Annotated in this window: 21 protein-coding genes, 2 tRNA genes and 1 pseudogene; 9 read left to right on the plus strand and 15 right to left on the minus strand. The window is 74.4% G+C overall.

Features of this window, described 5'->3' with window-relative positions:
• The 3 genes from CLV28_RS09665 to CLV28_RS09675 all read right to left on the minus strand — a co-directional run.
• A partial coding sequence (locus tag CLV28_RS09665; RefSeq protein ID WP_425319655.1) for an ATP-binding cassette domain-containing protein occupies window positions 1-276 on the minus strand: 276 nt, incomplete at its 3' end.
• Entirely contained in the window at window positions 273-1,271 is a 999-nt protein-coding gene (locus CLV28_RS09670; protein WP_100423143.1) for an amino acid ABC transporter permease, read from the minus strand. The genes CLV28_RS09670 and CLV28_RS09665, both read right to left, overlap by 4 nt.
• Window positions 1,271-2,185 (minus strand): ABC transporter substrate-binding protein, encoded by a 915-nt coding sequence (locus CLV28_RS09675; protein WP_100423144.1) that lies wholly within the window; start codon window positions 2,183-2,185, stop codon window positions 1,271-1,273. Before CLV28_RS09675 ends, CLV28_RS09670 begins: the two co-directional genes overlap by 1 nt.
• A 133-nt stretch (window positions 2,186-2,318) precedes the next feature.
• On the opposite strand from CLV28_RS09675, the gene CLV28_RS09680 reads away from it, so the two are divergent.
• Complete coding sequence (locus CLV28_RS09680; RefSeq protein WP_100423145.1) at window positions 2,319-2,927, plus strand: isochorismatase family protein; 609 nt, start codon at window positions 2,319-2,321, stop codon at window positions 2,925-2,927.
• A 21-nt stretch (window positions 2,928-2,948) separates the two neighbouring features.
• Here CLV28_RS09680 and rsmI read toward each other — a convergent pair whose 3' ends face one another.
• Complete coding sequence (gene rsmI / locus CLV28_RS09685; RefSeq protein ID WP_100423146.1) at window positions 2,949-3,902, minus strand: 16S rRNA (cytidine(1402)-2'-O)-methyltransferase; 954 nt, start codon at window positions 3,900-3,902, stop codon at window positions 2,949-2,951.
• A 74-nt stretch (window positions 3,903-3,976) separates the two neighbouring features.
• Between rsmI and CLV28_RS09690 the strand changes: the two genes are divergently transcribed.
• On the plus strand, window positions 3,977-5,911 hold the full coding sequence (locus CLV28_RS09690; RefSeq protein WP_239073383.1) for a dolichyl-phosphate-mannose--protein mannosyltransferase: 1,935 nt from the start codon (window positions 3,977-3,979) through the stop codon (window positions 5,909-5,911).
• Between the two features lie 137 nt (window positions 5,912-6,048).
• Here the strand turns inward: CLV28_RS09690 and CLV28_RS09695 are convergent, their stop codons facing one another.
• The 5 genes from CLV28_RS09695 to CLV28_RS09715 form a co-directional block, all read right to left on the minus strand.
• Window positions 6,049-7,530 carry a family 20 glycosylhydrolase gene (locus tag CLV28_RS09695; RefSeq protein ID WP_239073382.1) on the minus strand — a complete coding sequence of 494 codons (1,482 nt, stop codon included), beginning with the start codon at window positions 7,528-7,530 and terminating at the stop codon, window positions 6,049-6,051.
• Between the two features lie 229 nt (window positions 7,531-7,759).
• Window positions 7,760-9,247: a hypothetical protein gene (locus CLV28_RS15530; protein WP_157802587.1), complete on the minus strand. Its 1,488-nt coding sequence runs from the start codon at window positions 9,245-9,247 to the stop codon at window positions 7,760-7,762.
• 346 nt (window positions 9,248-9,593) lie between these two features.
• A tRNA-Ala gene (locus CLV28_RS09705) sits at window positions 9,594-9,666 on the minus strand.
• Window positions 9,667-9,729: 63 nt separating this feature from the next.
• On the minus strand, window positions 9,730-11,001 hold the full coding sequence (locus CLV28_RS09710; RefSeq protein ID WP_100423148.1) for a hypothetical protein: 1,272 nt from the start codon (window positions 10,999-11,001) through the stop codon (window positions 9,730-9,732).
• Window positions 11,002-11,081: 80 nt separating this feature from the next.
• Complete coding sequence (locus tag CLV28_RS09715) at window positions 11,082-11,732, minus strand: GNAT family N-acetyltransferase (protein ID WP_100423149.1); 651 nt, start codon at window positions 11,730-11,732, stop codon at window positions 11,082-11,084.
• Between the two features lie 133 nt (window positions 11,733-11,865).
• On the opposite strand from CLV28_RS09715, the gene CLV28_RS09720 reads away from it, so the two are divergent.
• The 3 genes from CLV28_RS09720 (at window position 11,866) to CLV28_RS09730 (ending at window position 13,634) form a co-directional block, all read left to right on the plus strand.
• Window positions 11,866-12,501 carry a 5-formyltetrahydrofolate cyclo-ligase gene (locus tag CLV28_RS09720; RefSeq protein WP_100423150.1) on the plus strand — a complete coding sequence of 212 codons (636 nt, stop codon included), beginning with the start codon at window positions 11,866-11,868 and terminating at the stop codon, window positions 12,499-12,501.
• A 102-nt stretch (window positions 12,502-12,603) separates the two neighbouring features.
• Entirely contained in the window at window positions 12,604-12,936 is a 333-nt protein-coding gene (locus CLV28_RS09725) for an ArsR/SmtB family transcription factor (protein WP_100423151.1), read from the plus strand.
• The gene (locus CLV28_RS09730) at window positions 12,933-13,634 is read left to right on the plus strand and encodes a cation efflux transmembrane domain-containing protein (protein ID WP_100423442.1); all 702 of its coding nucleotides are present in this window, start codon (window positions 12,933-12,935) and stop codon (window positions 13,632-13,634) included. The genes CLV28_RS09725 and CLV28_RS09730 overlap by 4 nt, the downstream gene beginning before the upstream one ends.
• A 12-nt stretch (window positions 13,635-13,646) precedes the next feature.
• Here CLV28_RS09730 and CLV28_RS09735 read toward each other — a convergent pair whose 3' ends face one another.
• Window positions 13,647-16,283, minus strand: a complete 2,637-nt coding sequence (locus tag CLV28_RS09735; RefSeq protein ID WP_308440398.1) for a penicillin acylase family protein — start codon at window positions 16,281-16,283, stop codon at window positions 13,647-13,649.
• Window positions 16,284-16,417: 134 nt separating this feature from the next.
• Between CLV28_RS09735 and CLV28_RS16260 the strand changes: the two are divergent.
• Window positions 16,418-16,558, plus strand: a pseudogene (locus tag CLV28_RS16260) (FmdB family zinc ribbon protein); the annotation flags it as partial.
• 14 nt (window positions 16,559-16,572) lie between these two features.
• Here the strand turns inward: CLV28_RS16260 and CLV28_RS16265 are convergent.
• A complete protein-coding gene (locus CLV28_RS16265) occupies window positions 16,573-16,788 on the minus strand; it encodes a hypothetical protein (protein ID WP_308440399.1) in 216 nt (71 codons plus the stop codon).
• A gap of 97 nt (window positions 16,789-16,885) precedes the next feature.
• Here CLV28_RS16265 and CLV28_RS09745 point away from each other — a divergent pair, with 97 nt between their 5' ends.
• Together CLV28_RS09745 and mscL are read left to right on the plus strand one after the other, a co-directional pair.
• A complete protein-coding gene (locus CLV28_RS09745; protein WP_100423153.1) occupies window positions 16,886-17,641 on the plus strand; it encodes an SAF domain-containing protein in 756 nt (251 codons plus the stop codon).
• A gap of 13 nt (window positions 17,642-17,654) precedes the next feature.
• Entirely contained in the window at window positions 17,655-18,128 is a 474-nt protein-coding gene (mscL, locus tag CLV28_RS09750; RefSeq protein WP_100423154.1) for a large conductance mechanosensitive channel protein MscL, read from the plus strand.
• 404 nt (window positions 18,129-18,532) lie between these two features.
• Here the strand turns inward: mscL and CLV28_RS09755 are convergent, their stop codons facing one another.
• Window positions 18,533-22,894: a hypothetical protein gene (locus CLV28_RS09755; RefSeq protein WP_157802588.1), complete on the minus strand. Its 4,362-nt coding sequence runs from the start codon at window positions 22,892-22,894 to the stop codon at window positions 18,533-18,535.
• 430 nt (window positions 22,895-23,324) lie between these two features.
• Window positions 23,325-23,397 (minus strand) — tRNA-Arg (locus tag CLV28_RS09760).
• A gap of 196 nt (window positions 23,398-23,593) precedes the next feature.
• Between CLV28_RS09760 and CLV28_RS09765 the strand changes: the two genes are divergently transcribed.
• Window positions 23,594-24,868, plus strand: coding sequence for an acyltransferase family protein (locus tag CLV28_RS09765; protein ID WP_100423156.1), 1,275 nt, complete (start codon window positions 23,594-23,596; stop codon window positions 24,866-24,868).
• Here the strand turns inward: CLV28_RS09765 and CLV28_RS09770 are convergent.
• A complete protein-coding gene (locus tag CLV28_RS09770) occupies window positions 24,792-25,394 on the minus strand; it encodes a dihydrofolate reductase (protein ID WP_100423157.1) in 603 nt (200 codons plus the stop codon). The two genes, CLV28_RS09765 and CLV28_RS09770, sit on opposite strands and share 77 nt — an antisense overlap.
• Window positions 25,394-26,230: a thymidylate synthase gene (locus CLV28_RS09775; RefSeq protein WP_100423158.1), complete on the minus strand. Its 837-nt coding sequence runs from the start codon at window positions 26,228-26,230 to the stop codon at window positions 25,394-25,396. Before CLV28_RS09775 ends, CLV28_RS09770 begins: the two co-directional genes overlap by 1 nt.
• Between the last annotated feature and the right edge of the window lie 87 nt (window positions 26,231-26,317).

Genomic DNA, 26,317 nt, shown 5'->3' on the forward strand with positions numbered 1-26,317 from the left:
CCGACCGTCCGGACGCACCCGGTACCCCATCAGCTCGCCCGCGACCTCGACCGACCCCCCGGTGATCTCCTCGAGCTCGTTCACGCACCGCAACAGGGTGCTCTTGCCCGACCCCGACGGACCCAGGACCACGCACACCGACCCCGCCGCCACGTCCAGATCGACACCACGCAGCACGTGCACCGACCCGAACTCCTTGTGCAACCCCCGCACCCGCACCATCGGCGCGCTCAGGTCGGTCGTGCTCGTGCCGGCGCTCTCGTTCGTCCCGCTCACGGGGTCACCTCCAGGAAGGGATCGTCCTTGGTCGTGCCCGCCCCCGCGATCGCCGCCTGCCGCGACAACCGGCGGGGCCGGCGTCCGCCACCGCCGCGACCGCCAGCACCGTGTGCGCCGTCGAACCCGCGACCGTAGTAGCGCTCGATGAAGTGCTGGCCGACCATGAGCACGCTCGTGATCGCGAGGTACCAGATCGCGGCCACCACGAGCAGCGGGATCGGCAGGAACGTGCGGTTGCCGATCGCGTTGGTCGCGAAGGTGAGGTCGAGCGTGAACGGCACGGCGAGCACGAGCGACGTGGTCTTGAGCATCGAGATCGTCTCGTTGCCGGTCGGCGGCACGATCACGCGCATGGCCTGCGGCAGCACGATGCGGCGCAGGATCGAGCCGTCCTTCATGCCGAGCGCCTTCGCGGCCTCGGCCTGGCCCGGGTCGACCGACCCGAGGCCGGCGCGCACGATCTCGGCGAGGTACGCGGCCTCGTTGAGCGCGAGGCCCAGGAGCGCCGCCCAGAACGCCGTGATGACGTCGGCGGTGTCGAACGAGAAGAGCTCGGGGCCGAACGGCACCCCGACGCTCAACCGGGGGTACAGCACCGCGAGCAGGCCCCAGAACACGAGCTGCGTGTACACGGGCGTGCCGCGGAAGAACCAGATGTAGGCCCACGCGGTCGAGCGCAGCACCGGGTTGTCCGACCGCCGCATCACGGCGAGCAGGACCGCGAGCACGATCGCGATCGCCATCGACCCGAACGTGAGCACGAGCGTCCAGCCGACGCCGCGCATCACGACGACGTCGCGCAGGTACAGCCAGACGACGTCCCACCGGAACTTCTCGTTGGTCACGAGGCCGTGCACGGCCATCGCGGCCAGGACGAGCAGCACGACGGCCGAGACCCAGCGCCCGGGCCTGCGCACGGGCACGGCGTGGATGCGGTGGGGCACCGCGTCGTGCGGTGTCGACGGCGTGGCCGCCGTGCTGCTCGCCGCCATCAGGAGGCCGGGTTGATCTCGGCGGTGTCGAGCGCGCCGTCGGCGCTGCCCCACACGTCGAGGATGCTCTCGAGCGAGCCGTCGTCCATGAGCTTCTGGAGCGCGGCCTGCACGGCGGCGGCGAGGTCGGTGTCGTCCTTCGCGGTCACGATGCCCTGGGGGGCCGACGCGAACGTGTCGCCGAGCTGCTCGATCTGCCCGCCGGTCTGCTCGACCGCGTACGCGACGATGGGCGAGTCGGCGAACATGATGTCGGCCTTGCCGCCCACCAGGTTCGTGGTCGCGTCGGCCTGGTTGTCGTAGCGCAGGATCTCGAGCGCGTCCTTGCCGTCGGCGACGCACTTCTCGCTGATGGTGTCGGCGTCCTCGTCCTCGACCGTGCCGGTCTGGACCGCGACCGTGGCGCCGCAGATGTCGTCGGCGTCGAGGCCCTTCGGGTTGCCCTCCTGCACCGAGAACGCCTCGCCCGCGGTGAAGTACGAGACCATGTTCGACTCGGCGATCCGCTCGGGCGTGATCGTGAACGACGAGATCCCGACGTCGTACTTGCTGCCGAGCGCGGGGATGATCGCCGGGAAGTCGGCCGACTGGATCTCGACCTCGAGGCCGAGGGTCTGCGCGACGGCCGTGATGACGTCGATGTCGTAGCCGACGGGCGTCGACCCGTCGGCGTCGATGAACTCCGCCGGGGCGTACTCGGTGTTCGAGCCGACCACGAGCGTGCCGGCGTCCGCGACGTCGGCGGGCAGCAGGGCCGCGGCCGCGTCGTCCTTGGTGATGCTCGACAGGTCGAACGTCGCGCTCGAGGCGGTGTCGGTCGCGGCGTCGTCGGCCGGCTGCGACGCGTCGGTGCAGGCGGTCAGGGCCAGGGACGTCGCCGCGGCGAGGGCGACGACGAGGGGAAGCTTGCGCATCGGGACTCCGATTCGAGGAACGGGTGGGGCCGGTGCATCCTAGGGCGGCCGTGTTACCGACGGGTAACCGGTCCTGTCCGCGGACGCCGCCCGCGCCCTGCCGCCGCGGCCGCCGGGATGGCACAGTGGTGCCATGGCTCTCCCCCGCCCCGACGCGCCGACCGGCCGCGCGCTCGTCGTCGTCGACGTCCAGCCCACGTTCTGCGAGGGCGGCGCCCTGCCCGTGACCGGAGGCAACGACGTCGCGCAGCGCATCGCCGAGCACGCCCGCGCGCACCGCGACGCGTACGACCTCGTCGTCACGACGCAGGACTGGCACATCGACCCGGGCCCGCACTTCGCGACGCCGCCCGACGAGCCCGACTTCGTCGACACCTGGCCCCCGCACGGCGTCGCCGGCACCGCCGAGGCCGAGCTGCACCCCGCGCTCGCCGACCTCTCCCCCGACGCGAGCGTCAAGAAGGGCGAGTTCCAGGCCGCCTACTCGGGCTTCGAGGGTGCGGACGTCGCGGGCAAGACGCTCGCGGAGATCCTCGAGTCCGCCGGGATCGGCTCGGTCGACGTGGTCGGCCTCGCCGAGTCGCACTGCGTGCGCGCGACCGCGCTCGACGCGCACGCGCTCGGCCTCGACACCACGGTGCTCACCGACCTGACCGCGCCCGTGAGCCCCGAGCTCGGCGCCGCGGCCCGCGAGGAGCTGCGCGCCGCGGGCGTCCGGCTGCGGGCCTCGACCGCCCCGTAGCGCTCGGGGCGCGCGGGCGCGTCAGCGCTTGCGCGCCGCGAGCGCCGCGCCGTACAGCTCGCGCTTGGACGTACCCGCGGCCTCGGCGACCGCGGCGACCGCGTCCTTGAGCCGTTCCCCGGCGTCGGCGCGCGCGAGCACCTCGGCGACGAGGTCGGCCTCGGAAGCCTGCTCGCGCGCGGGCGCCCCGGCGACCACGACGCAGATCTCGCCGCGCAGCTGCTCGCCCGCGGCGCGCTCGGCGAGCTCGGCGAGGGGGCCGCGCAGCACCTGCTCGTACGTCTTGGTGAGCTCGCGGCACACGGCCGCGGGACGCTCGGCGCCGAACGCGACCGCCATCGCGGCGAGCGTGTCGTCGATGCGGTGCGGCGCCTCGAAGAACACCATGGTGCGCGGCTCGCGCGCGAGGGCCTCGAACGCCCGGGAGCGCTCGCCGGGCTTGCGCGGCGGGAACCCCTCGAAGCAGAACCGGTCGGTCGGCAGGCCCGAGAGCGCGAGCGCGGTCAGGACGGCGCTCGGCCCGGGCGCCGCGGTCACGGGCAGATCGCGCTCGACGGCGCGGGTCACGACGCGGTAGCCCGGGTCCGAGACGCTCGGCATGCCCGCGTCGGTCACGATCGCGACGACGCCCCCGCCCTCGACGACGTCGAGCAGCTCGTCGGCCCGCTCGGCCTCGTTGTGCTCGTGGTAGCTCACGACGCGCCCGCCGACGGTCAGCCCGAGGCGTGCGGCCAGGGCGTGCAGCCGGCGCGTGTCCTCCGCGGCGACGACCTCGGCCTCGGCGAGCAGACGACGAAGCCGGGCCGACGCGTCGTCCGCGTTGCCGATGGGGGTGGCGGCGAGCACGAGCGCGCCGCCGGTGCGCCCGCCCGCGCCGAGCCCGCGCGCGGGCGCGTCGCCGCGAGGGACAGCGGTCGCGTCGTCGTGCGCGTCGTCGGACGTCGCGTCGGGCACGCTGCGGGGCTCGTCGGTCATGGGTCCACTCTGGCACGGGACCGCGGTGCGACCGACCGCGCCGGGGCCTTGCGAGGACCCTCTACCATGACTGCGTGCACCCCGAAGCCGCGGACGCCGAGCCGCACGACACCACGCCGGTCCCGGCCGGTCCGCCGTCCGAGCGGGAGGCCTGGGAGCGCAGCGCGCCCACACCCCCGCCCGCGTCGGACGCCGGTCACGACGACGCGGCCGCGCGCGACGGCGGTCCGGGGCGGGCGACGTCCGACGCGGGAGCCGGGCGCGCGACGTCCGGCACCGGGACGGACGCGCGGGAGACCGCCGCCGAGGGCGCGGGCACCGCGGTGCTCACGGCCGACGCGAACGGTACCGACGACCGGGAGGGCCTCGACGACCAGGACGGCACCGGCACCCAGGACGGTTCCGACCCGGACCAGGCTGCCTCGGACGCCCCCGTGCCGGCCGCGCGCGACAAGTTCCTCCTCGCGCTGCTCGGGGCGCGCACGCTCGCGCTCGGCGCGACGCGCAACGACCGCCTGTGGGGCTGGCTCGGCCCCGCGCTCGTCGCGGTCCTGGCCGGGGTGCTGCGCCTGTGGCGGCTCGGGCACCCGCACGAGCTCGTGTTCGACGAGACCTACTACGTCAAGGACGCGTGGTCGCTGCTCGGGCTCGGCTACGAGGGCACGTGGCCCGACAACCCGAACCCGGCGTTCGAGTCCGGCGAGGTCAACTCGTACCTGAGCGACCCGTCGTACGTGGTGCATCCGCAGCTCGGCAAGTGGATGATCGCGGCCGGCATGTGGCTCGGCGGTGCGGACAGCTCGTTCTTCTGGCGCCTCTCGACCGCCCTCGTGGGCATCGCCGCGGTGTTCCTCGTCGCACGGGTCGCGCGCCGGCTGTTCGCGTCGACCGCGATGGGCGTGATCGCGGGCGGCCTCATGGCGATCGACGGCGAGGCGATCGTGCACTCGCGCACGTCGCTGCTCGACAACTTCCTGATGTTCTGGGCCCTCGTGGCGTTCTGGTGCATCCTGCGCGACCGCGAGCAGTCGCGGCGCCGCCTGGCCGAGAAGTGCGGCGCGATCGTCGACGCGGGCGGCGTGATCGGCAAGTACGGTCCGCGCCTGGGCTGGCGCTGGTGGCGGTTCGCGGCCGCGGTGTCGCTCGGGTTCGCGTGCGGGATCAAGTGGTCGGGGCTGTACTTCCTCGCGGTGTTCGCGCTGCTGTCGGTCCTGTGGGACGCGAGCGCACGGCGCAAGGTCGGGGTCAAGCGCTGGTGGGAGGACACCTTCGTCGTCGACGCGATCCCCGCGGCGCTCGTGATGCTGCCGACCGCGCTCGTCGCGTACGTCGCGTCCTGGTTCTCGTGGTTCCGCGCCGACAACTCGTACATGCGCAACTGGGCGGTCGAGAACCCCGGGCAGGGCCCGCAGTGGCTGCCCGAGGCGCTGCGCTCGTTCTGGGAGTACCACGTGTCGATGTGGAACTTCCACACCGGCCTCGTCTCCGACCACCCGTACAAGTCCGAGGCGTACACCTGGATCGTCCAGTGGCGCCCGACGTCCTTCTACTACCAGTCGTACGACGGCGGGACGGGTACCTGCGGGCAGGACCGCTGCGTCGAGGCGATCACGTCGCTCGGCAACCCGCTGCTGTGGTGGCTCGGTGCGCTCGCGCTCGTCGCGACGATCGCGCTGCTCGTCCGGTTCAAGGACTGGCGTGCGACCGCGGTGCTCTCGGGCTTCGTCGCCGGGTGGGTGCCGTGGCTCGTCGTGACCGACCGGACGATCTTCACGTTCTACTCGATCGCGTTCACGCCCTGGGTCGTGCTCGCCGTCGTGTACGTCATGGCCGTCGCGGTCGAACGCACCGAGGGGCGCGTCGTGGCCCGGGCCTGGACGCGCACGGCGATCGCGGTCGTGCTCGCGCTCATCGTCGCGGTGAGCGTGTACTTCTTCCCGATCTGGACGGGCATGCAGGTGCCGTACGACTTCTGGCACCAGCACATGTGGCTGCAGAGCTGGATCTGACCCCCGCACGCACGACGGCCCCGGGGCGCCCTCACGGGCGGCCCGGGGCCGTCGTCGTCCCGGCTGTCGTCGTCCGGGCTACCGTCGTCCGGACCGGCGTCGCCCGGACCGACGTCGCCCGGACCGACGTCAGCGGGTCAGGACCACACGACCTGCGGCGACGCGTGGAACGCCCGTCCTTCGCGTCGCCACGACGCGGCCTCGACGGCCACGCGCGCACGGAAGGACGCCCAGTCCTTGCGCGCCGGGTCGGTCCACGCAACCTCCGCGACGGCGGGCAGGCGCGGCAGCAGCATCTCGAAGACCTCGTCGAGCGTGCTGAGCGTCTCGGTCCAGATCGCGGCCTCGACACCCTCGATCGCCTCGGCGGGCATGCCCGCGATCACGGTCTCCGGGTCCCAGTCGTAGGCGTCGTGGACCTCGACGAGCCCGGCCCAGTCCTGACCGAGCGCGTAGTCGGCCGTGTACTTCATGTCGAGGTAGGCGCGGTTGCCGGGCGACATGATGAACCGTGCGCCCTCCTCGGTCGCGGCCCGCAGGAACGGCGCGTGGTCCTTCTTGTTCGTGTCCCAGAACTGGATGAGCGTCCCGGGGCGGACGTCGGCGTGCGCGGCCTCCTGCCACGCGACGACCTTCTTGCCCGCGTCGAGCACGACCCTCTCGCACAGCTCGACGAACTTCGCGAACTCCGCGGGGTCCATCGTGAACACCTCGTCACCGCCGATGTGCACGTGCTCGCCGCGCGTGATCGCGGCGATGTCCGAGAACACGTCGCGCAGGAACGGCTCGGTCGCGGGCAGGTCGTAGGTGAGCTTGGAGAAGCCGACCTCCATGCCGCGGTACTCGTCGGTGGGCTTGCCGTCCGGGTTCAGGTCGCCGTACACGTGCGTCGCGGCGTTGATGTGCCCGGGCACGTCGATCTCAGGCACGATCGCGACGAAGCGCTCGGCCGCGTAGTCCTGCAGCTGGTCGAACTCGAGCACGCTCAGGTACCCGCCGGGGCCGTCGCCGATCTCCCAGGTCGAGCCCTCCTTGGCGAGCTCGGGCCGCGACGGCGACTCGATGCGCCAGCCCTGGTCGTCGGTCAGGTGCAGGTGCAGCACGTTGAGCTTGTAGTCGACGAGCAGGTCGACGACGCGCTCGAGCTGCTCGACCCGGAAGAAGTGCCGGGACAGGTCGAACGACAGCCCGCGCCACCCGTAGCGGGGTGCGTCGTGCACGACGACGGCCGGGACCACGGCACGTCCGGCCGCGTCGGTCGTCACGAGCTGGCGCAGGGTCGAGACGCCGAGCTGGAGGCCGGCCGGCTCGGCGGCGCTCACGACGACCTCCTCGCCGGTCACGACGAGCGAGTAGCGCTCGGGGTGGGTCGAGCCCTCCGGGCCGGCGGCCGGGTCGAGCACGAGCACGACCGTGGGGGCCGCGAGGTCGCGCTCCCCGGGCGTGACGTGCGCGAGCGGGCCGGTCTCGGCCGCGCGGCCCAGGCGCTGCGCGGCGAGACGGCCGACCGAGCGCTCGGCGTCGGTGTCGGCCGTGAGCACGAGCGCCGAGCCCAGCGGGAAGACCGCGGCATGCTCGTCGTGGGTGACCTGCAGTGGCTGGGGGATGATCGACAGCAACGGGTTTCCTCGTCGTCGTGGAGCGGTTCGTCCGGTGGTGCTGCCTGGGCGATTGCCCCATCGAATCGATTCGGTCGATCGGCAGGACGCCAGCCTAACCATGCGGGACGAGCCGGGACAACCCCCGGCGGCGAACCGCCGGCGCGCTCCCGGGCCTCGGGGTGTCGGGGCACCCGTGCGGCCCGGGCGGCCCGCGCCACCTCCGTGGCCAGGGCCGCCCGCGCGGTTCTCAGCGGTAGACGACGTAGGCCGGCGTCCCGTCGTCCGCGGCCGCCGGCAGACCCCACGAGGGCAGCGTGAGGCGGACGCCCGCCATGACGTCGTCCGCGGCCGTGGACCACGCCGGGGCGTCGACGTCACCCGGGAGCGAGACGACCACGCCGAGCGGGTCGCGCTGCAGGTCGAGCGCGCCCGGGTCGTCGACCGACGGGGTCGCGTCGTCGCGCAGCACCACGAGCTTCTGCGGCAGCGCGCCGTCGACCACGACGTCGGCCAGGTAGGCGAGCGCCTCGTCGACCTCGGCCGCGGGCACCCGGCCGGCGACGAGACCACCGGGAGCGCCGTCCGGATAGCGCCACTCGAGGTCGAGCGCGACGCCGACCCCCGGCAGGTCGAGCAGGTCGCGGTACTCCGCGAGCTGCTCGACGAACGTGCTGCCCCCGGGCTGGAAGTCCAGCACGACCGACTGCCCGGCGGCGAGACCCGCCTCGACGAGCGGGCGGAGCTCGTCGGCGGGCGTCTCGTTCGAGAAGTCGCCGTCCTCCCCCGCCGCGGGCGCCGCGACCGTCGCGGCGATCTCGAGCGTCGGCACGGCGTCAGGGTCGACCGCGCCCGCGACCTCGGCCGCGCGCGTGACCGTCGCGTCGACGTCCTGCCGGCCGAGCGCGCCGAGGCTCGGACTCACCGGGGACCCGGCGAGCCCCACGTACCGCGACCCCGTCACGAGCTGGCCGCCACCGGGGAGCTCGACACCCGTCGAAGCCGCCCGGAACCGCGCGGCGAGCTGCGAGGACGAGCCGAACGTCGTCCCGATCCCGATCGCCGAGAGCGCCTGCGCGTTCGCGAGCGCGTCGACGCTCGCGTGCGACGCGCGCGGGTCGCCACCCGGCACCTCGATGACCACGGCCCCGGCCGCGCGCGCCGTCGCGACCGCGAGCGTGACGTCCTCGTCCGCGTCCGGGTCGACCAGCGCCACCGCCTCGGTCGCCTGCTGCGGCTTGCCGCGCTCCGGGAGCTGCGCGATCGCGCCCGCGATCTCGGTGTCGCCCGTGGGCGTGCCCGCCGCCCACGAGGACTTGAGCCGCACGGCGGTCGCGGCGGGGGCGATCGAGCGCAGCGTCGCGTCCTCGACGTCACCCACGACCAGTACTCCCGTCGCCCCGAGCCGCTCGAGCTCGATGCGCAGCCCGTCGTCCGAGATCACGCCGCCGACCGCGAGCACCGGGCCGTCGACCTCGTCGGCGGCCTCGGCCGCCGCGGCCTCGGCCTCGGGGTCGCCGTCCTCGACCAGGACGACGGCCGGGGCGGCGGCGAAGATCGTCTGGCTCGCGATGAGCGCGAGCTCGGCAGGGACGTCCGAGGCGACCGTGATGCCCGTGGGGAGGTTCGCGACGACCGCGCCCGGCAGGCCCGGGTCCTTGCGCCAGTCCCCGACGTCGCCCACGTCGTCGGTCGCGCAGCCGGCGAGCAGCGAGGCGACCGCGACCAGCGCGGACACCGCCGCGACGGCACGGCGACCAGGTCGCACGAAACGGGCGTTCGGGGCATCTAGCGGGCTCACGGAAGCCAAGTGTGTCACCTCCGGCGAGCCCCCCGGACCGCGGTCCAGCCGCTCACCCGCCGCTCCCCGCCGCTCCCCCACCGCCGACCCGCCGTTCCCCCACTGTTCCCCACCGTTCCCCCACCGCCGAACGCGTCATCCGTCACGGGTTTCGGCGATTTTGCGTGACGGATCGCACGGTCGGCGGTGGGCGGACGGCGGTGGGCGGGCAACGGTGGAGTGCGGGTGGGAAACGACGAAGGTCCCTGACCAGGCGAGCTGCCCGGTCAGGGACCTTCTGCGGTGGAGCTAGGGGGATTCGAACCCCCGACCTTCTCATTGCGAACGAGACGCGCTACCAACTGCGCCATAGCCCCAAGCGGGGTCTAGATTAGCACTCCCGCGCCGGGATGTGGAATCGGCAGGATCCTGCGGTTCCGCTACTGACCTGCAGCTCGACGCCGCGCGAGGATCTCGTCCAGGTCGAGCCCGAGGGTGTCCGTGCGCGGGTGGGTCTCGCGCACGCTCGGGGGCTCGGCCGACGACGTCGCAGCGGCCGTGCGCGCGGCAGGCACCGAGCCCGTGGCCTGGGTGGGCTCGGGCAGCGGCGCGGGCTCGCGACGCGGGGCCGCGGGCTTCATCGTGTACGTCGGTCGCGGGACGGGTGTCGGGCTCCAGGCCTCGCGCGACGGCGTGGCAGGGGTCGGAGCCCCCACGGGAGCACCAGCAGACGCCGTGTGCGCCGGCGGCGGCACGATCGCCCGGCCCGCCGTCGGCGCCGGCGAGCCGGAGACCGTCGCCCGGCGCTCCGCGGTGGCCTCCGTGGACGACGCGCCCGGCACCTCCACGCGCGACGCGCCCGCGGGCCGCACGGACGCAGGAGCGCCACCGCGCTCCGCACCGTGCTCCGACACGTCACGGTCGGCACGGCGTTCCGCACCCTCTCGCTCGGCGTCCTCCTGCACGTCCGGCGCCGCGACGCGCGGAATCATCTGCGTCGCGGTCTGCGAGCCGCGCACGGCCCGCCCGGTCACGCGCTGGCTCGCGTTGCGCGGCATGGCCGGCCCTCCCGTGACGCCCCGTGCGGCACGCGCGGCGACGCGCGCCCGACGCTCGGCCCGCCACGCGGCGTCCGCCCGACGGGCCGACGCCGCGGCGCGACGTCCGAGGACGAGGACGACACCGAAGAGCGCGGTCGGGGCGAGCGCGACCGTCCACGAGAGGGACCCGGCGACGACGAGCGCCCACGCGCCGACCGTCAGCACGAGGAGCGTCGCGGAGATCACGAGCCGACGTCGCGCGGCCGCGGCCCGGCGCTCGAGCACCGCGAGGCGCGCGGGCGACACGATCGGGAGCGCGCCCGTGCGCGGGGCGGGTTCGGGGGCGGTGGTGGGGCGCGCGGGTGCGCGGTCCCCGCTCCGTTCGGTCCGTCCGGTCATCGGGGTCCCTCCCTCGTCGTACGTCGTCCGGGCGATCAGCCGGACGTCCCCACCCGCTGCGGCGAGGGCCGGCCGGGCCACGGTCGGTCCTGCCGTCGTGCCGCGCGCACCCCGGGGGCGGCCGGCGACGGTGAGGATCCGGAGCGTGCCCGAGAACCTGTCCTCGAGCCGTGACTCGAGCACCTGCTGACGCGCCTGCACGCGGTGCGGCACGTAGAACGCGAGCCAGACCACCAGCACCGCGAGGGCGAGGAGACCTGTCGACGAGTTCACACGACCGACCGTAGGCGAGGCCCCGCGCACCGAAAGGGACGCGACCCGGCGTGTCGCCGCGGCGTGCGCCACGTCTCCCGCTATTGGGCGCCCTGCGCCGATCCCCAGAGCCCGCGGGCGCGCGCGAGCAGGCCGTCGGGCACCTCCTCCGCGGTGACCGCGAACGACCGGTGGTCGCGCCACTCGCCGCGGATGTGCAGGTACCGCTCGCGCAGACCCTCCTCGCGCAGCCCGAGCTTCTCGACGACGCGCAGGCTCGGTCCGTTCTCGGGCCGGATGTTGATCTCGACCCGGTGCAGGCCGACGACGCCGAACGCGTAGTCGGTCGCCATCGCGACGGCCACCGGGGTCAGTCCCCGCCCGGCGACGTGCTGGCCGATCCAGTACCCGATGTTCGCCGAGCCGAGCGACCCGTGCGCGATCCCGGACACCGTGAGCTGGCCCACGAGCGCCCCGTCGAGCTCGATGCCGAACGGCAGCGCGGTGCCGCTGCGCCCCTGCGAGGCGAGCAGCCGCACGTACTCCGCGAACGTGGGCGCCGAGCCGGGGGTGCCCTGCGGCGAGGTCGCCTCCCACTCCTCGAGCCAGTCGAGGTTGCGCGCGCGCAGCGCGAGCCACTGCTCGGCGTCGCGCCGCCGCAGCGGGCGCAGCACGAGGAGCCCGTGCGGGGTCTCCTCGCTCAGGACCACGGGCCAGGGCCTGGCGACCCGACCACGAAGCACCTTGGACATCCGTGCCCGCCTTCTCCCGGGGTGTCCTGACCGCTCGGCCGTCGGCCGGGAGGCACCCGCAGGAGAGGGTGTATCACGTCCGGGGCCGTCGCACGCGGCGACGCCCACCTGCCAGATTTGCGACACTGTCACCATGAGCGGCAGCACGCAGCCCCACCCGAGTCCGAACCTCGAGGCCGAGGACGCCAAGGACGCCCTGCGCAAGGCGATCCGCACGGCGCGCTCCGAGCGGTCGGAGCGGCTGCGGGCCGAGGCCTCCGCAGCGATCGCGGACGTCGTCGACACGGTTCCCGAGGTCGCGCTGGCCCGGTGCGTGGCGAGCTACGCGGCGCGCAGCCACGAGCCCGGCACGGGCGTGGTGCACGACCGCCTCGCGCTGCGCGGCGCGCGCGTGCTGCTGCCCGTCCTGGGCGCCGGCCTCCAGCGCGACTGGGCCGTGTACGCGGGCCCCGACGACCTGCAGGTCCGCGCACCGGGCCGCCCGCCCGAGCCGGGCACGCCGACCCTGCCGCCCGAGACGCTCGTCGAGGCGGACGTCGTGCTCGCCCCGGCCCTGGCCGTGGACACCCGCGGCGTCCGGCTCGGGCAGGGGGGCGGCTGGTACGACCGCGCGCTGCAGCACGTACGCCCCGGGGTCACGGTCGTGGCCGTCGTCTACCCCGAGGAGCTCTACGACGCGGACCTGCACCCGCTGCCGTTCGAGGCGCACGACCGCCGCGTCGACGCCGTCGTGACCCCGCACGGCTGGCACCGGCTCACGCGGGACTGATCCCGGCCGACCGGCGTCCGCGGCCTGGCTGCTCGCTCGATCACTCGCTCAAGCGTGAGTACAGGCTTTCGTGAATACACGATCCTGTGTACTGTCACGTCCATGGAGACCGTGAGCCTCACCCACACCGCCGCGCTCGCGCGGCTGGGCCATGCGCTGTCGGACGAGACCCGCACGCGCGTGCTGCTCGCCCTGCGCGAGGCACCCGCCTACCCCGCCGACCTCGCGGACGCGCTCGGCGTGTCGCGCCAGGTCATGTCGAACCAGCTCGCGTGCCTGCGCGGGTGCGGGCTCGTCGAGGCGATCCCCGACGGACGGCGCACCTGGTACCGCCTCGCCGACACGCATCTCGCCCCGGCGCTCGACGACCTGCTGCGCCTCGTCGTGACGGTCGACCCGACCTGCTGCTCGTCCGACGGGTGCACCTGCTCATGACCTCCGTCTCCCTCGGCCCGACCCGGCCGGACGCCGTACGCCGCACGGTGCTCGAGCGTCGCGTGCGCCTCGTCGTCGCCGCGACGATCGCCTACAACGTCGTCGAGGCCGTGGTCGCGATCACCGCGGGCCGGATCGCCTCGTCGGCAGCCCTCGTGGGCTTCGGGCTCGACTCGATCGTCGAGGTGCTGTCCGCCGCCGCGATCGCGTGGCAGTTCGCCTCGCCCGAGCCGCAGCGGCGCGAGCGCGTCGCGCTGCGTCTCGTCGCCGTGTCGTTCTTCGGGCTGGCGCTGTTCGTCGCGGTCGACGCGGTGCGCACCCTCGCGGGCGCCGCCGAGCCCGCGACCTCGGTCGTCGGGATCGTGCTCGCGGCCGTGAGCCTCGCGATCATGCCGTTCCTGTCGTGGTTCGAGCGACGGACCGGTCGCGAGCTCGGCTCGGCGTCCGCGGTCGCCGACTCCAAGCAGACCCTGCTGTGCACCTACCTGTCGGCGGTCCTGCTCGTCGGACTCGTGCTCAACGCGACCCTCGGGTGGTCCTGGGCCGACCCGCTCGCCGCCCTCGCCATCGCCGCGGTCGCGGTCAAGGAAGGGGTCGAGGCGTGGCGCGGCGACGCCTGCTGCGCCCCGCTCGCGGTGGGGCAGGCGGTCGGGCAGGACGACGCGTGCGTCGACGGGTGCTGCACCCCCGAGAGGTAGGACGCGTCGCCGTCAGGGGCGCAGCGTGAGCGTCTCCGTCGAGGCCGCCTCGACCGCGCCGCTGCTCGACGCCCACGGGTAGGTGAGTCCGTGCGCCCACGAGTCGAGCTGGTCGTCGTAGTGCGGGGAACCCGGGTGGCCGGACGTCCCCGTGACCGTGACCCAGGTCGAGGCGTCGAGGTCCCCCATGTCGACGACCATGCGCATCGACGGACCCGCGGTCACGTCGAAGCTGTCGGACGCCGCGTCCCAGGCCATGGCGTTGACGATCGACGAGCCGCCCGGCATCTCGATCGGGTCGGGGTTCACGACGCCCCGCACGACGGCCGGGATCGAGTCGCCGCCGAGCACGGGGTGCTCGAGCCGCAGCTGGTGGAGCTTGCCCCACTCCCAGTCGAGCGACCGCTTGCCGAGCTCGGTCGTGAGCTCCTGACGGGCCGAGAGCAGCGCCTTGGTGAGCACCTCGTCACGGGTCTCGACGACGCCGAGCGTCGTGCGGTCGTCCCACAGCGGGTCCTTGGGCCGCTCGAGCAGACCCTGTACGACGGCGAGCCACCGGCTGCCGCCCGACGGACGCATGGACTCGGGCACGTCGTCCCAGAACGTGAGCTCGAGGATGTTGCGCCAGACCGCGGCGAAGTAGGCGGCCGCGGCCGAGTCGGCGTCGGTGTCCCAGTCCCAGGCCGCGAGCAGCTTCTGCCCGTCCGCCTCGAACCCGGTGCCGATGTCCTCCTGGAGCAGCGCGGGCACGAGCGCCTGCGCGTACGGGCTCCAGTCGTCGGTCTGGATGTCGCGCATCGAGTCGACGTCGAACTTCCGGCCCGACTCGATCTGGTCCTCGAGGAGCGTGCGGATGCGCTGCGAGCGGTAGCCGTAGTCCCAGTCGGTGGTCAGGAACGGCTCCGACCCGGCGGGCAGGACGGCCTGGTTCGCCGCGACGACGAAGCCCTCCGCGGGGTCGACGACGTGCGGCATGTCGGCCGGGTCGACGTACCCCTGCCAGTCGTACCGGCTGTCCCACCCGGGGCGCGGCCACGAGCCGTCGCTCGGCACGTCGCCCGCGACCGTCGCGCGCACCGGGATCCTGCCCGGGGCCTGGTACCCGATGTGCCCGTCGACCGTCGCGAACACGATGTTCTGGGCGGGCACCTCGAACCCGGCCGCGGCCTCGCGCAGCTCGGCGGGCGTCGACGCCCGGTTGATCGCGAAGACCGCGTCCGCGGTGTGGCCCGGGGTGAGCGCCGTCCACCCCAGCGAGACGGCGCGCTCGCCGACAGTCGCCGTCCCCGTCGGGGAGCCGACGAGCGGGGTGAGCTCGTTCATGACGCCCGTGAGGATGGGCCCGTGCACGGTGCTGCGCACCTCGAGCGGGATGTCGTCGCCGCCGTTGACCTTGATGGTCTCCTCGCGCGTCTCGAGCGGCACCCACTCGCCGTCGCGCAGGTACGTCTCGGAGCGCACGCGCTCGACGAAGAAGTCCGTGACGTCGGCGCCCATGTTCGTCAGGCCCCACGACATCTGCTGGTTGTGGCCGATCATGATCCCCGGGAACCCGGCGAACGAGAAGCCCGAGACGTCGTAGCCGCAGTCCGGGCCGACGCTCGTGCAGTGCAGCCCGACCTGCGCCCAGATGCTCGGCGCGCCGAGCGCGAGGTGGGGGTCGTTGGCGAGCAGCGGCTTGCCCGACGTCGTGTGCTCGCCCGAGACGACCCACGAGTTGGAGCCCGAGTCCTCGCCCCGGCCGACGAGCACGGGGACGGCGCTGAGCGCGGACTCCGCCTGCGCCATGGCCTCGTCGAGCTGGTCGGTGCCGAGCGACGAGCCGATCCCGTCGACGGGCCGCGCCGCGGGCTCGACGTCCGACGCGACGTCCGCGGGGTCGAGGATCGGGCTGTTCGTGCCCTCGGGGTACGCGGGGAACAGCTCGTCGACCTTCTCGACGTCACCCAGCGTGGTGTACGCCAGGGCTCGCTCGAGCTCGACGTCGTAGTTGCCGCGCAGGTCCCACGCCATGGCCTTGAGCCACGCGAGCGAGTCGATCGGGTCCCAGGGCTCGGGGTCGGCGACGTCCACGGTCGTGCCGAGCACGGTGTACTCGACCGCGATCTCGCCCGGGCTGCGCCCGTCGAGGTAGGCGTTGACGCCCGCCGCGTAGGCCGCGAGGTTGTCCTTCGTCGACTGGTCGAGGATGTCCCACTCCTGGGTCGCGACCTCGCGCCACCCGAACGTCCGGGTCACCTTGTCGGCAGCGATCGCGTCGGCGTCGTCCCCGACGAGCTCGGCGAGCCGCCCCGACGTCACGTGCCGGCGGTAGTCCATCTCGAAGAACCGGTCCTGCGCCTGGACGTAGCCCTGCGCCATGAACAGGTCGTGGTCGGTGTCCGCGTAGATGTCGGGCACGCCCTGCTCGTTGCGCTGGACCGTGACGGTCGCGTCGAGACCGGGGATCGAGACCGTCCCGTCCGACTGCGGCAGCGGACGGCGCAGCACCACGACCGAGAAGACCGTGACCGCCACCAGGACGAGCACCACCAGGATCGCGACGGCCGCGAGCGCGACCCTCAGGCGGGAACGACGCCGGCTCGCGGCCGGGGGCGGCGTCACCGCGTCGTCGACGGTCGGTTCACTGGTGGGGACGTCTGCAGACACGGTGCGAGACTACCTGCTGCCGCACCGCGTATGATCAGCACTCGACCCGTGCGAGTGCCAGGACCGAGAGGGCCCGGAGCGCCGCACCGGCCGACGAGCGGAAGCCGCCCACGACTGCGACCCCGGGAGGGCCTGTGCCTACCTACGCCTACGCCTGCACCGAGTGCGGGCACGCCTTCGACATCCACCAGTCGTTCTCGGACGACTCGCTGACCGTGTGCCCCGAGTGCGAGGGCCGCCTGCGCAAGGTGTTCAGCTCGGTCGGCGTGACCTTCAAGGGGTCGGGCTTCTACCGCACCGACTCGCGCTCGGGCGGCAAGGGCCGCTCGACGTCGACCGCGGCGACCACGCCCGCGTCGTCGGGCTCGTCCTCGTCCGGCTCGTCCTCGTCCGGCTCGTCGTCCTCGTCCTCGAGCGCGTCCAGCAGCTCGTCCTCGACGGGCGCGTCGACCTCGTCCTCGGGCGGGTCGTCGTCCGGCTCCGCCGCCGCCGCGAGCTGACGCACCGGACGAACCTCGTCCACACCGGCGACCGCGCGGGCCCTGTCCCCAGGGCCCGCCGCGCGTCGTCCGCATCCCGCGACGCGTCGCTAGCGTCGCGGCATGACTCCCCCATCCCGCCGCGCGGCGCGCCGGCTCCGCCTCCTGGCCTGGCGCGCACGCCACGTCGCGGTCGCGCTGTGCGCCGCGCTCGCGATCACTCAGGTCGTGCACACCCTCGCCCCGCCGCCCCCGGAGACCCGCGCGGCCGTGGTCGTCGCGCACGACCTGGGCGCGGGCACAGTCCTGACGGCGCGTGACGTGCGCGTCGAGCAGCTCCCGATCGCCGCGGTGCCGGACGCCGCCCCCGCCTCCGTCGACGACGTGACCGGCCGCTCGACCGCCGTCGCGCTCGTCGCCGACCAGGTCCTGCTCCCGGCGCTCGTCGGCGGGGGCGAGCTCGCCGCCCGCGGGCCGGAGGGGACGGTGGTCGTGCCCGTACGGCTCCAGGACGCGGGCGTGGTCGCCCTCCTCACCCCCGGCGACCACGTCGACCTCGTCGCCCCGGCGACGATGCTGGGCGATCCGGCGGTCGCCCCGGCACCCGGCACGTCAGCGGGCGGCACGTCGTCCGAGAGCACGTCGTCCGAGGGCACGGCGACGGGCGACACAGCAACGGGTGGCACGACCGCGGACGCCGCCCCGTACGTCGCGCGGCGCGTGACGGTCGTCGCCGTCCCCGCGGGCACGGACGACTCCCTGCTGGGCAGTGGCGCTCCGCAGGACTCGCTCGTGCTCGTCGCGACGACGCCCGACGAGGCGCCCCGGGTCGCCCGCGCGAGCGGCGCGGGAGGGCTGGCAGCCGTCGTCGTGCCGTGACACGATCACTGGCATGAATCGCGTCTTCAGGGGCTTCCGGGAGTTCATCGTCCGCGGCAACGCCGTCGACCTCGCCGTCGGCGTCGTCATCGGTGCGGCGTTCAGCGAGGTCGTGACGTCGATCGTCACGGGGGTGCTCAACCCGCTCATCGCCGCGATCTTCGGCGAGACCGACCTCAGCGGCGTCTGGAACGTCACGATCCGCACGTTCGAGGACGGCTCGGACCCGGCGGTCATCTCGTTCGGGCTGGTGCTCAACGCGCTGCTGCAGTTCCTGCTCGTCGCCGCCGCGATCTACTTCGCGATCGTGCTGCCCATGAACGCGCTCGCCGAACGCCGGGCGCGCCGCAAGGCCGAGGTCGAGGGCGACACCGAGAAGGAGTCCGCGCTCTCGGACGAGGTCGTCGCCCTGCACGAGATCCGCGACCTGCTCGCCGCCGGAGGACTCAGCGGCGGCAGCGAGCTGCCGGTCACGCCCCGACACTGACTCGCCGGCACCACGCCACCGTCGGAGCTGCTCGCCGCTGCGCTGACAGTCCGTGGCACCCGCTCGACGCAGCGCTGAGGGCCCGTCGAACCGGCTCGACGCCGCACTGACGCGCCGATGCACCGGCGCCGGTGCGTTGAGTCACTATCCGGTGCGTGAGTCACGAGTGCCGGCTCACCAGTGCGGCGGGACGTCCCGACGCAGTCGCTCGTCGTTCGCGTCGTCCGGCCGCAGGTCGTCCGTCTCGTCGTCGCTCGCCCCGGGAACGGGCGCCTGCTCGGTCCCCGGACGCACGACCCGGCGGCGCCGACGGCGCGGAGCGCCCGTGCCGGGATCTCCCGGACCGCTATCTCCTGGACTGCTCGACGACCCCCGATCGTCGACCCCGCCCTGGCTCCCGGCCGTCACGCCTGGACCTCGACGTCCGTCCCGTCGGCCGGACGCTCGACGCCGGACGCCTCGACGCCGGACGCCTCGACGCCGGACGCCTCGACGGTCACGCCGTCGGCCGCGGGGGCCTCGTCCGTCGCTCCTCCGACCACGGCGTCCTCGGCCGGGTGGGCGTCGACCACGGCGTTCTCGACCACTTCGCCGTCGGCCTCGAAACCATCGACCGGAGCAGTGCCGACCGGAGTGCTGTCGACCAGCGGCGCGTCGGCAGGGCGCGGATCGACCGAGGCCTCGTCGACCGCCGTGTCGTCGACCGCGGTGTCGTCGATCACCGCGGGCACGTCGGCCGCCGCCGGGGTCGTCGGCATGCCGCGACGCCCGGGCACGCGGGCGTCGCGTGCGGCCTCGACGGCACGGCGCACGCGCTCGGCCTCCTTGACCGGGTCGAGGAACGCCGCCGCGGACCACACCTGCACGACGCTCCACCCGAGGCGTTCGAGCCGCTCGGCGACCTGGCGGTCGCGGACCCGGACGCTCGGCTCCGCGACGTACGCGGCGTCGTCGGTGAGCACCGCGACGAGCAGCTCGCCCGGCACGTCGGGGTGCCCGACCACGAGCGGGACGCGCTGACCGTCGTCGACCCCGTAGTCGGTCTCGACCACGAGGCCGGCGCGCCACAGGCGCTCGGCGAGGTCGACCACGAGCCGGTCCGGCCCCACGGCGGTGTCGACGCCGTTGCCGATCTCGAGCTGGTCGGCGAGCCCGTCGCGCGCGGCGGCGAGGTCGAGCACCTCGCGCAGCAGCTGCGGCCCCTTGCCGCGGAGCCGCTCGGGGTCGAGGTCGCTCCCCTCGAAGCACGTCACGAGGCGCAGCCGACGACGCGCGGCGGTGAGGGCCGCGAGCAGCACGGCGTCGCCCCCGGCCTCGCTCACCACGCCGAACCGGTGCAGCACGCGGCCGTGCGGGGTGCGGCCGAGACCGAGGGAGAGCACGACGGTGTCGCGCTCGAGCCCCGCGGTGTCGGGCAGCTCGGCCACGACGACGGGCTCGGGCCGCGAGCCCGCGAAGAACGGGGCGAGGGCGGGGTTGCGCCGCACCTCGCCGAGCAACGCCTCACGGATCCGCTCGGCGTGCGCGGCGGTGCCGGCCACGATCGCGTAGGACTCGTCCGGGCGCGTCAGAGCGTGCTCGATCGTGACCTCGACGACCCGGTCGACCTCGGCCTGCGTGCTCTCGACCGTGCCCGTGCGGGGGTCGGGCATGCCGCGCCCGTCCACGAGGTCGCGGTGCAGCAGCGCGTCGGGGCGGGGCACGGGGGCGGGGGCCATGACGCCCTCGTAGCCGTGCTGGATCAGGAACCGCGTGAGACCGAGGTCGCGGCGCGACGGCGCGGGGTCGAGCCGCACGGTGGGCAGCACGTCCGAGAGCTCGGCGACGGCGCTGCCCGAGGCGGTGCGCGGGTCGGCGACCACGACGACCTGGCGGGCGCGCGCGAGCGCGGGGATCAGTTGCTCGACGGGCGTGTGCTGCGGCGCGTCGAGCACGAGCAGGTCGACCGTGCGGGTCGTCGGCGCGAGGTGCGGCACGAGCGTGGGCGTCGAGACGGTCACGGGACGCAGTCGCCGCACGACCCGCGGGTACCGCTCGACGGTCTCGCGCACGCTCACGAGGCGGCCCTCGATGAGCTCGGTGAAGAGCTGCTCGGCCTCCTCGCGGTGCTCGCGCATCGCCTCCCCGAGGTGCGAGCGCACCGCGGCGCGCACAGGACCGGCGAGGGCCTCGACGTGCCGGCGGTCGAGCTCGCGGAAGCGGCCGGCGAGCGCGTCGAGTCCGGTGCTGTCCTGGCCCGCGAGCGCGCGGTCCTGGCCGAGGATCTGCTCGAACACCGAGCTCCACCAGGCGAGCTCGAGCTCGACCCCGACCATGTCCTTGCCGACCCGACGCGCACCGAGGTCGTCGACGAGAGCTCCGAGCCCGGCGTCGTGCAGCGAGCGCAGGGTCGCGGTCCGGTGCGGCAGCGTCGTCAGCGCGGCCTCGTCGGCGGCCAGCGCGGCGAGGCGCTCGCCGAGCTCCTCGAGCGGCAGGTCCAGGGGGTCGGTCGCGAAGCCTGCGGTCCCGGCGAGCACGGGCGCGAGGTCCTCGAGGTCGATCCGCACGGCCTCGGCGGTGTCCTCGATGCTCGCGAGCCCGGTCGGCAGCACGGGCCACCCGCCGCGCGGGCAGTGCCGGCGCCAGACGGTGCGCTGCTCGGCGACCTGCACGAGCGCGGCGTGCAGGTCGGGCACGCGCACGCCGGGGCGCAGCATGTCCTTGGCCTGCTTGCGCAGGCGTCGACGCTGGGCCCAGCTGAGCTCGACGCCGTGGTCGGCGCGCCACTGGCGGGTCGCGGTCGCGTTGACGAGGTCGTCCGCGGCCCGCTCGAACACCTCGGGCAGGAACACGTCGAGCGTTCCGCGCATGCCGGCGAGCATCGTGAGCTGGGTGCTCCAGGTGCGCACGGTCGGGGCGGTGTCGAGGCCGGTCGTGCGGGAGACCTCCGCGACCTGGGCGCGCAGCTGCGGCAGGGTCTGGTCGACGAGCCGCGTGACCCGCAGGAGCGCGTTGCCGGCGGCGACCTCGGTCGTGAGGTCGGCGCCCGCCCAGGGGGTGGTGCGGGCGGCGTCGTCGAAGGCGCCGAGCTCGGCGGCGCGTTCGAGCCGCCCGGCGAGCTCGGCCCGCCGCTCGCCCGAGATCGAGTGGACGACGGCGGGTTCGAGGCGCACCTGCGTCGCGGGGGCGTCGCGCTCGGACGTGAGCCGCGCGAGGGCCTGCAGCGCGTCGTAGGCGCTCACGCCCCAGGGCTCGCGGCGCAGGTGCAGCGCGTCGATGTACGCGGTGAGTCGGCTGCGCGCGCCGAGGAGCGCGTCGAGGTCCTGCTCGGCCTCGGGCGTGCGCCCCTGCTCGGGCGCGCTCGCCATCGCGGCGAGCAGCCGGTTGGCGACGTCGGTGCGCCACGTGGGCGTCGCGGGCACGTCGAGCACGAGGTCGTCGAGCCCGAGGGTGCGCAGTCGTGCGAGCAGCGCGTCGGCCGAGCGCCGGTGGCCCGGCACGTAGAGGACGCTGCGGCCGCTGGCCGCGGCCTCGGCGACGACGGCCGCGACGGTACCGGCGACGTCCGAGCCGGCGGGGGCGTCGACGAACAGGTGCCCGCCCGCCGCGAGCGCGTCGAGCACGTGCCGCTGCGACTGGTCGAGGTCGCCCGCACCGCGCTCGGCCGTGGGGTCGACGTCGCCGGTCGCCGCGGCCCGCACCGGCTGGAGCGTGCTGCGCGTGGCCTCGGCCGATCCCGCGACCGCCGCGACGACCTCGTGCCGCCCGAGCGAGACCGCGAGCTCGTCGAGGTCCTCGACGAGCGCCTGCCCGGGGTGCACGAACGCCCCGACGAGGAGCCTGCGCCCGAGCTCGAAGCCTTCGAGGACGGCGTCGCCGAGGTCGGCGAGCCGCCCCAGTGCGTCCTCGGGCTCGAACCCGTAGGCCGTGAACGTGCTGCGCGCGAGCGCGACCGGGTCGAGCAGCGCGCCGTGGGCGCGCAACGTGCGGGCGAGCAGCGGGTTGATCTCGACGGTGGGCTCGAGCACGAGCTCGTAGTCCGTCTCGCCGTCGCCGAGCGGCGTGACGGTGATGGGCCGCAGCAGCACGGGGGCGCGCACGGTCCGGGGGCCGACGGCGGTCCCGGCGTCCTCGGCGGGCGCGTCCGTGGCGACGTCCGGTGCGTCCGGGGCGTCCGTGGGCGGCGCCACCCGCGTCGCGACCTCGTGCCCCGGGTCGTCGGCATCGACCGACGCGTCGCCCTGGTGCTCGAGCGTGACGATCGCGCCGCCGTCGCTCGTGCGGCGGCCCGCTCCCCGCGTGACCCGGGCCAGGGCCACGACGTCGTCGTCCTCGACGAGGGTGTCGACCGACTCCCAGGTCGCGACGCCGATCGCGAGGTACGTCGCGGGGACGCCGTAGCGCTGGCCGAACTCCTGCGACCGTGCGGCGACCGCGCGGGCACGCCGTCGGGCCGACGGCAGCGCGCCGCCGACCTCGCGGAAGATGTTGGACAACCGCGTCGGCCGGCCCGCGAAGAGCTGGGCCACGCCCGAGGGGTGGGCGCCGGTGAGGTCGACGACGGCGTCGCCCAGCAGGTCGACGTCGGCGAGGGACGACCCGCCGGACAGGTCGACGAGGGCTGCGCGCCACGCCTCGACGGCGCTGCGCACGAGGTCGTCGTCGGTGGGGTTGGGGACGAGCGTGGGTCGCTGCGGCGCGGGCTCCTGCGCCTCGCCCGGGCGACCTGCCGCTCGTGCGAGCTCCGCCAGCGTCCTGGCTCCTGGGATCGGTCGGGCTGAGTTCACCCTCGCACGCTAGCCGTGCCGCGGTGAGGTTCCGGGACAGGCACGCCGCAGAGGCGGACGTTCGCGCGGGTCGGACGGCGCGTGGCCGGGTCCGGACATGAAAAGACGGCACGTACCGCGCAGGGGGCAGGCGGTACGTGCCGTCATGCAGAACTATGACAGGTTTCAACCGTCGCCGTCAAATAGTGGGGCCGGCGAATTCGTGACACCGGGTGAAACGGCGGAATCTCGCGCGAAACAACGGCTGGACACCTGTCCAGGACACCTGTCGGACTAATGTCGACACGCACAGGTGGCGCTCAGGATGGCATCGCTCCCAGCAGCGGAGGCTGCCCGGCCTGGTGATCAGTGGACGACGTCGCGCCACGCAGCGCACCCGGGCGGGGGCGCCGACCGGACCGACGTGGTCAGGGTGCGTGTCGAGCGGACGTGCGCCTGGGCAGATTCGAACTGCCGACACCCGCTTTAGGAGAGCGGTGCTCTATCCCCTGAGCTACAGGCGCGCGGGCCGGGGCCCACGGGACCCGAGACGGGTCGGCGCACAGCCTACCGGGTCGGCGGCCGTGCGCCGGCCCCGCGCCCCCGGTCCGGCGGGGACCGGGCCGCGGAGCCCTGCGCCCAGCCGCCCGCCGCACACCCATCCCCCGGGCGTCGCCGGGCGTTCATCCCCGGTTCGGGTGCGCTGCCTAGCCTGCCCGGATGACCACCCTGCGGGCCGAGCCCGAGCCGACCCACCCGGGGACGACGCCTGCCGACGACCTGCCCACCGCCGACCCGGCAGCCGACGCCCTGCCGACCACCGACCTGCCGACCACCGACCATCGGGCCACCGACCAGCGGGCCGAGCACGCCTCCCCTCCGCCCGCGAGCGCCGTGCCCACGGGCCCGGCGGGTCGCCTGCGAGCGCTCGACGGCCTCCGCTTCGCCGCCGCGGCCGCCGTGGTCGCCTACCACTTCACGGGGAACCCGAGCACGGCGTGGGGCACCCCCGGTGACCAGGTCTTCCCGACGCTCAACGAGGTCACGCGTTACGGCTACCTCGGGGTCGAGGTCTTCTTCGTCGTCAGCGGGTTCGTCATCACGATGTCGGCACTCGGGCGCGACGTCCCGGACTTCGTCGCGTCACGCGTCTCGCGCCTCTTCCCCGCCTACTGGGCGGCGGTGGTCCTGACCGCAGTGCTCCAGGCGTTCTGGCACGGGGGACGGACGCCGTCGGCGTCCGACACGCTGCTCAACCTGACCATGGTCCAGCGAGCGTTCGGGGCGCAGGACGTCCAGGGGGCGTTCTGGACCCTGTGGGCCGAGCTGCGCTTCTACCTGCTGGTCGCGCTGCTCGTGGCCTGGGGTCTCACGCGCGGTCGCCTCGTCGCGTTCGCGGTGCTGTGGCCCCTCACGGGTCAGCTCGCGGAGACCGCGGGCGCCGACCTCCTGGCGCAGGTGCTCGTCGCGCCGTACGCCCCGTACTTCGCCCTGGGGATCGCGCTGCACCTGCTGCAGCGCGAGCAGTCGGCGCGGCGCGGCGGACTGACCGTCGCGTGGCTGCTCGTCGCGCTCGAGCTCTCGCTCTGCCTGCGCCACGCGGTGCACGCCGCGCAGGGACGCCCGGTGAGCCCCGCCGTCGTGGCGGCCGTCGTGCTCGTGGGCGCGGCGCTCGTGTGGGCGTGCACGTCCGGGCCGCTGCGCGACCTGCGCTGGCGCTGGCTGACGGCGGCCGGCGCACTCACCTACCCGCTGTACCTGGTCCACACCCAGCTCGGGTTCGCTGTCATCGACCTGCTGCACGCACGTGTGCCCGCGTGGCTCGTCGTCGTCACGGCCGTCGCCGCGTCGCTCGCCGTCGCGCACGTGCTGCACCGCGTCGTCGAGCGGCCGCTCGCGGCACCGCTGCGGCGCGCGGTCAGCCGTGGGCTGCGCCTGGGCTGGGACGGCGCCGGTACCGCACGAACCGGTAGCGCGGACCGGCCGTCGACGTGAGCCACTCCCCCGCACTCTCGACCGCCCAGCGCGCAGGGTCGAGGTCAGGAGCGAACGCGTCGCCCTCGACCTCGAGGTCGATCTCGGTCACCTCGCACACGTCGGCGTCGTCGAGCGCCGCACGGTAGACCTGCTCGCCGCCCATGACCCAGACCTCGGGCACCGGCGTCCCGTCGGGGGCGTGCGACGCGGTGGCGACGCCCGCGGGCACCGACCCCGCGACGGCGACCGCGCCGTCGGGCGACGCCCCCTGGCCCGTCGCGCCGGCGTCCGGCGTCCACCCGTGCTGACGCGTCACGACGACGTTGCGCCGCCCGGGCAGCGGACGGAACCGGGGTGGGAGCGAGTCCCACGTGAGCCGGCCCATGACGACCGGGTGCCCGGTCGTGATGCGACGGAAGTGGGCGGCGTCCTCGGGCACGTGCCACGGGATGCCGTTCGCGACGCCGATCACGGGCCGGCCCGCGGCGTCGCGCGCCTGGGCCCAGACCATGCCGACCACGGGACGGTGCGCGCTCTCGCCCATCAGACGGCGATCGGGGCCTTGATGCCCGGGTGGTGCTGGTAGCCGACCACCTCGACGTCCGCCACCTCGTGGTCGAAGATCGACCCGCGCGGCGCGAGCCGCAGCTCGGGGTACGGGTACGGGTCGCGCGCGAGCTGCAGGCGGGCCTGGTCGAGGTGGTTCTGGTACAGGTGCACGTCGCCGCCCGTCCACACGAACTCACCGACCTCGAGGCCGGTCTGCGCGGCGACCATGTGCGTCAGCAGCGCGTACGACGCGATGTTGAACGGCACGCCGAGGAACAGGTCGGCCGAGCGCTGGTAGAGCTGGCAGCTCAGGCGGCCGTCCGCGACGTAGAACTGGAAGAGGGCGTGGCACGGCGGCAGCGCCATGTCGTCGACCTCGGCCGGGTTCCACGCGGTCACGACGTGCCGGCGCGAGTCCGGGTTCGTGCGGATCTGCTCGACGACCTTCGCGATCTGGTCGATCCCGGCGCCGTCGGGCGTGGGCCATGAGCGCCACTGCACGCCGTAGACGGGGCCGAGGTCGCCGTTCTCGTCGGCCCACTCGTCCCAGATCGAGACGCCCTGCTCCTGGAGCCAGCGCACGTTCGAGTCGCCGCGCAGGAACCAGATCAGCTCGGCCACCACGGAGCGCAGGTGCACGCGCTTGGTCGTGATCAGCGGGAACCCCTGCGACAGGTCGAACCGCATCTGGCGCCCGAACACCGACCGCGTGCCCGTCCCGGTGCGGTCGCCCTTGCGCGTGCCGTTGACGAGCACGTCACGCAGGAGGTCCTCGTAGGGAGTCGGCACTGCGGTGGCCTGGTGCGGAGGGACAGCGGGCGTCGAGACCATGGCCGCGAGTCTAGACGCAGGGCCACGGCGCATCCCGGGCAGGCGCACCGGGCGGGACGCCCGAGCGGCCCCCGGGCCGACGCCCGG

The sequence above is a fragment of the Sediminihabitans luteus genome, from assembly GCF_002797595.1.
Lineage (GTDB): Bacteria > Actinomycetota > Actinomycetes > Actinomycetales > Cellulomonadaceae > Paraoerskovia > Paraoerskovia lutea.

Excerpts from the sequence above, each read along its gene's own strand:
- CLV28_RS09670 (WP_100423143.1), bottom strand. The coding sequence starts at position 1,271 with ATGGCGGCGAGCAGCACGGCGGCCACGCCGTCGACACCGCACGACGCG.
- CLV28_RS09675 (WP_100423144.1), bottom strand. The coding sequence starts at position 2,185 with ATGCGCAAGCTTCCCCTCGTCGTCGCCCTCGCCGCGGCGACGTCCCTG.
- CLV28_RS09680 (WP_100423145.1), top strand. The coding sequence starts at position 2,319 with ATGGCTCTCCCCCGCCCCGACGCGCCGACCGGCCGCGCGCTCGTCGTC.
- rsmI (WP_100423146.1), bottom strand. The coding sequence starts at position 3,902 with ATGACCGACGAGCCCCGCAGCGTGCCCGACGCGACGTCCGACGACGCG.
- CLV28_RS09715 (WP_100423149.1), bottom strand. The coding sequence starts at position 11,732 with ATGTCCAAGGTGCTTCGTGGTCGGGTCGCCAGGCCCTGGCCCGTGGTC.
- CLV28_RS09720 (WP_100423150.1), top strand. The coding sequence starts at position 11,866 with ATGAGCGGCAGCACGCAGCCCCACCCGAGTCCGAACCTCGAGGCCGAG.
- CLV28_RS09725 (WP_100423151.1), top strand. The coding sequence starts at position 12,604 with ATGGAGACCGTGAGCCTCACCCACACCGCCGCGCTCGCGCGGCTGGGC.
- CLV28_RS09730 (WP_100423442.1), top strand. The coding sequence starts at position 12,933 with ATGACCTCCGTCTCCCTCGGCCCGACCCGGCCGGACGCCGTACGCCGC.
- CLV28_RS09745 (WP_100423153.1), top strand. The coding sequence starts at position 16,886 with ATGACTCCCCCATCCCGCCGCGCGGCGCGCCGGCTCCGCCTCCTGGCC.
- mscL (WP_100423154.1), top strand. The coding sequence starts at position 17,655 with ATGAATCGCGTCTTCAGGGGCTTCCGGGAGTTCATCGTCCGCGGCAAC.
- CLV28_RS09765 (WP_100423156.1), top strand. The coding sequence starts at position 23,594 with ATGACCACCCTGCGGGCCGAGCCCGAGCCGACCCACCCGGGGACGACG.
- CLV28_RS09770 (WP_100423157.1), bottom strand. The coding sequence starts at position 25,394 with ATGGGCGAGAGCGCGCACCGTCCCGTGGTCGGCATGGTCTGGGCCCAG.
- CLV28_RS09775 (WP_100423158.1), bottom strand. The coding sequence starts at position 26,230 with ATGGTCTCGACGCCCGCTGTCCCTCCGCACCAGGCCACCGCAGTGCCG.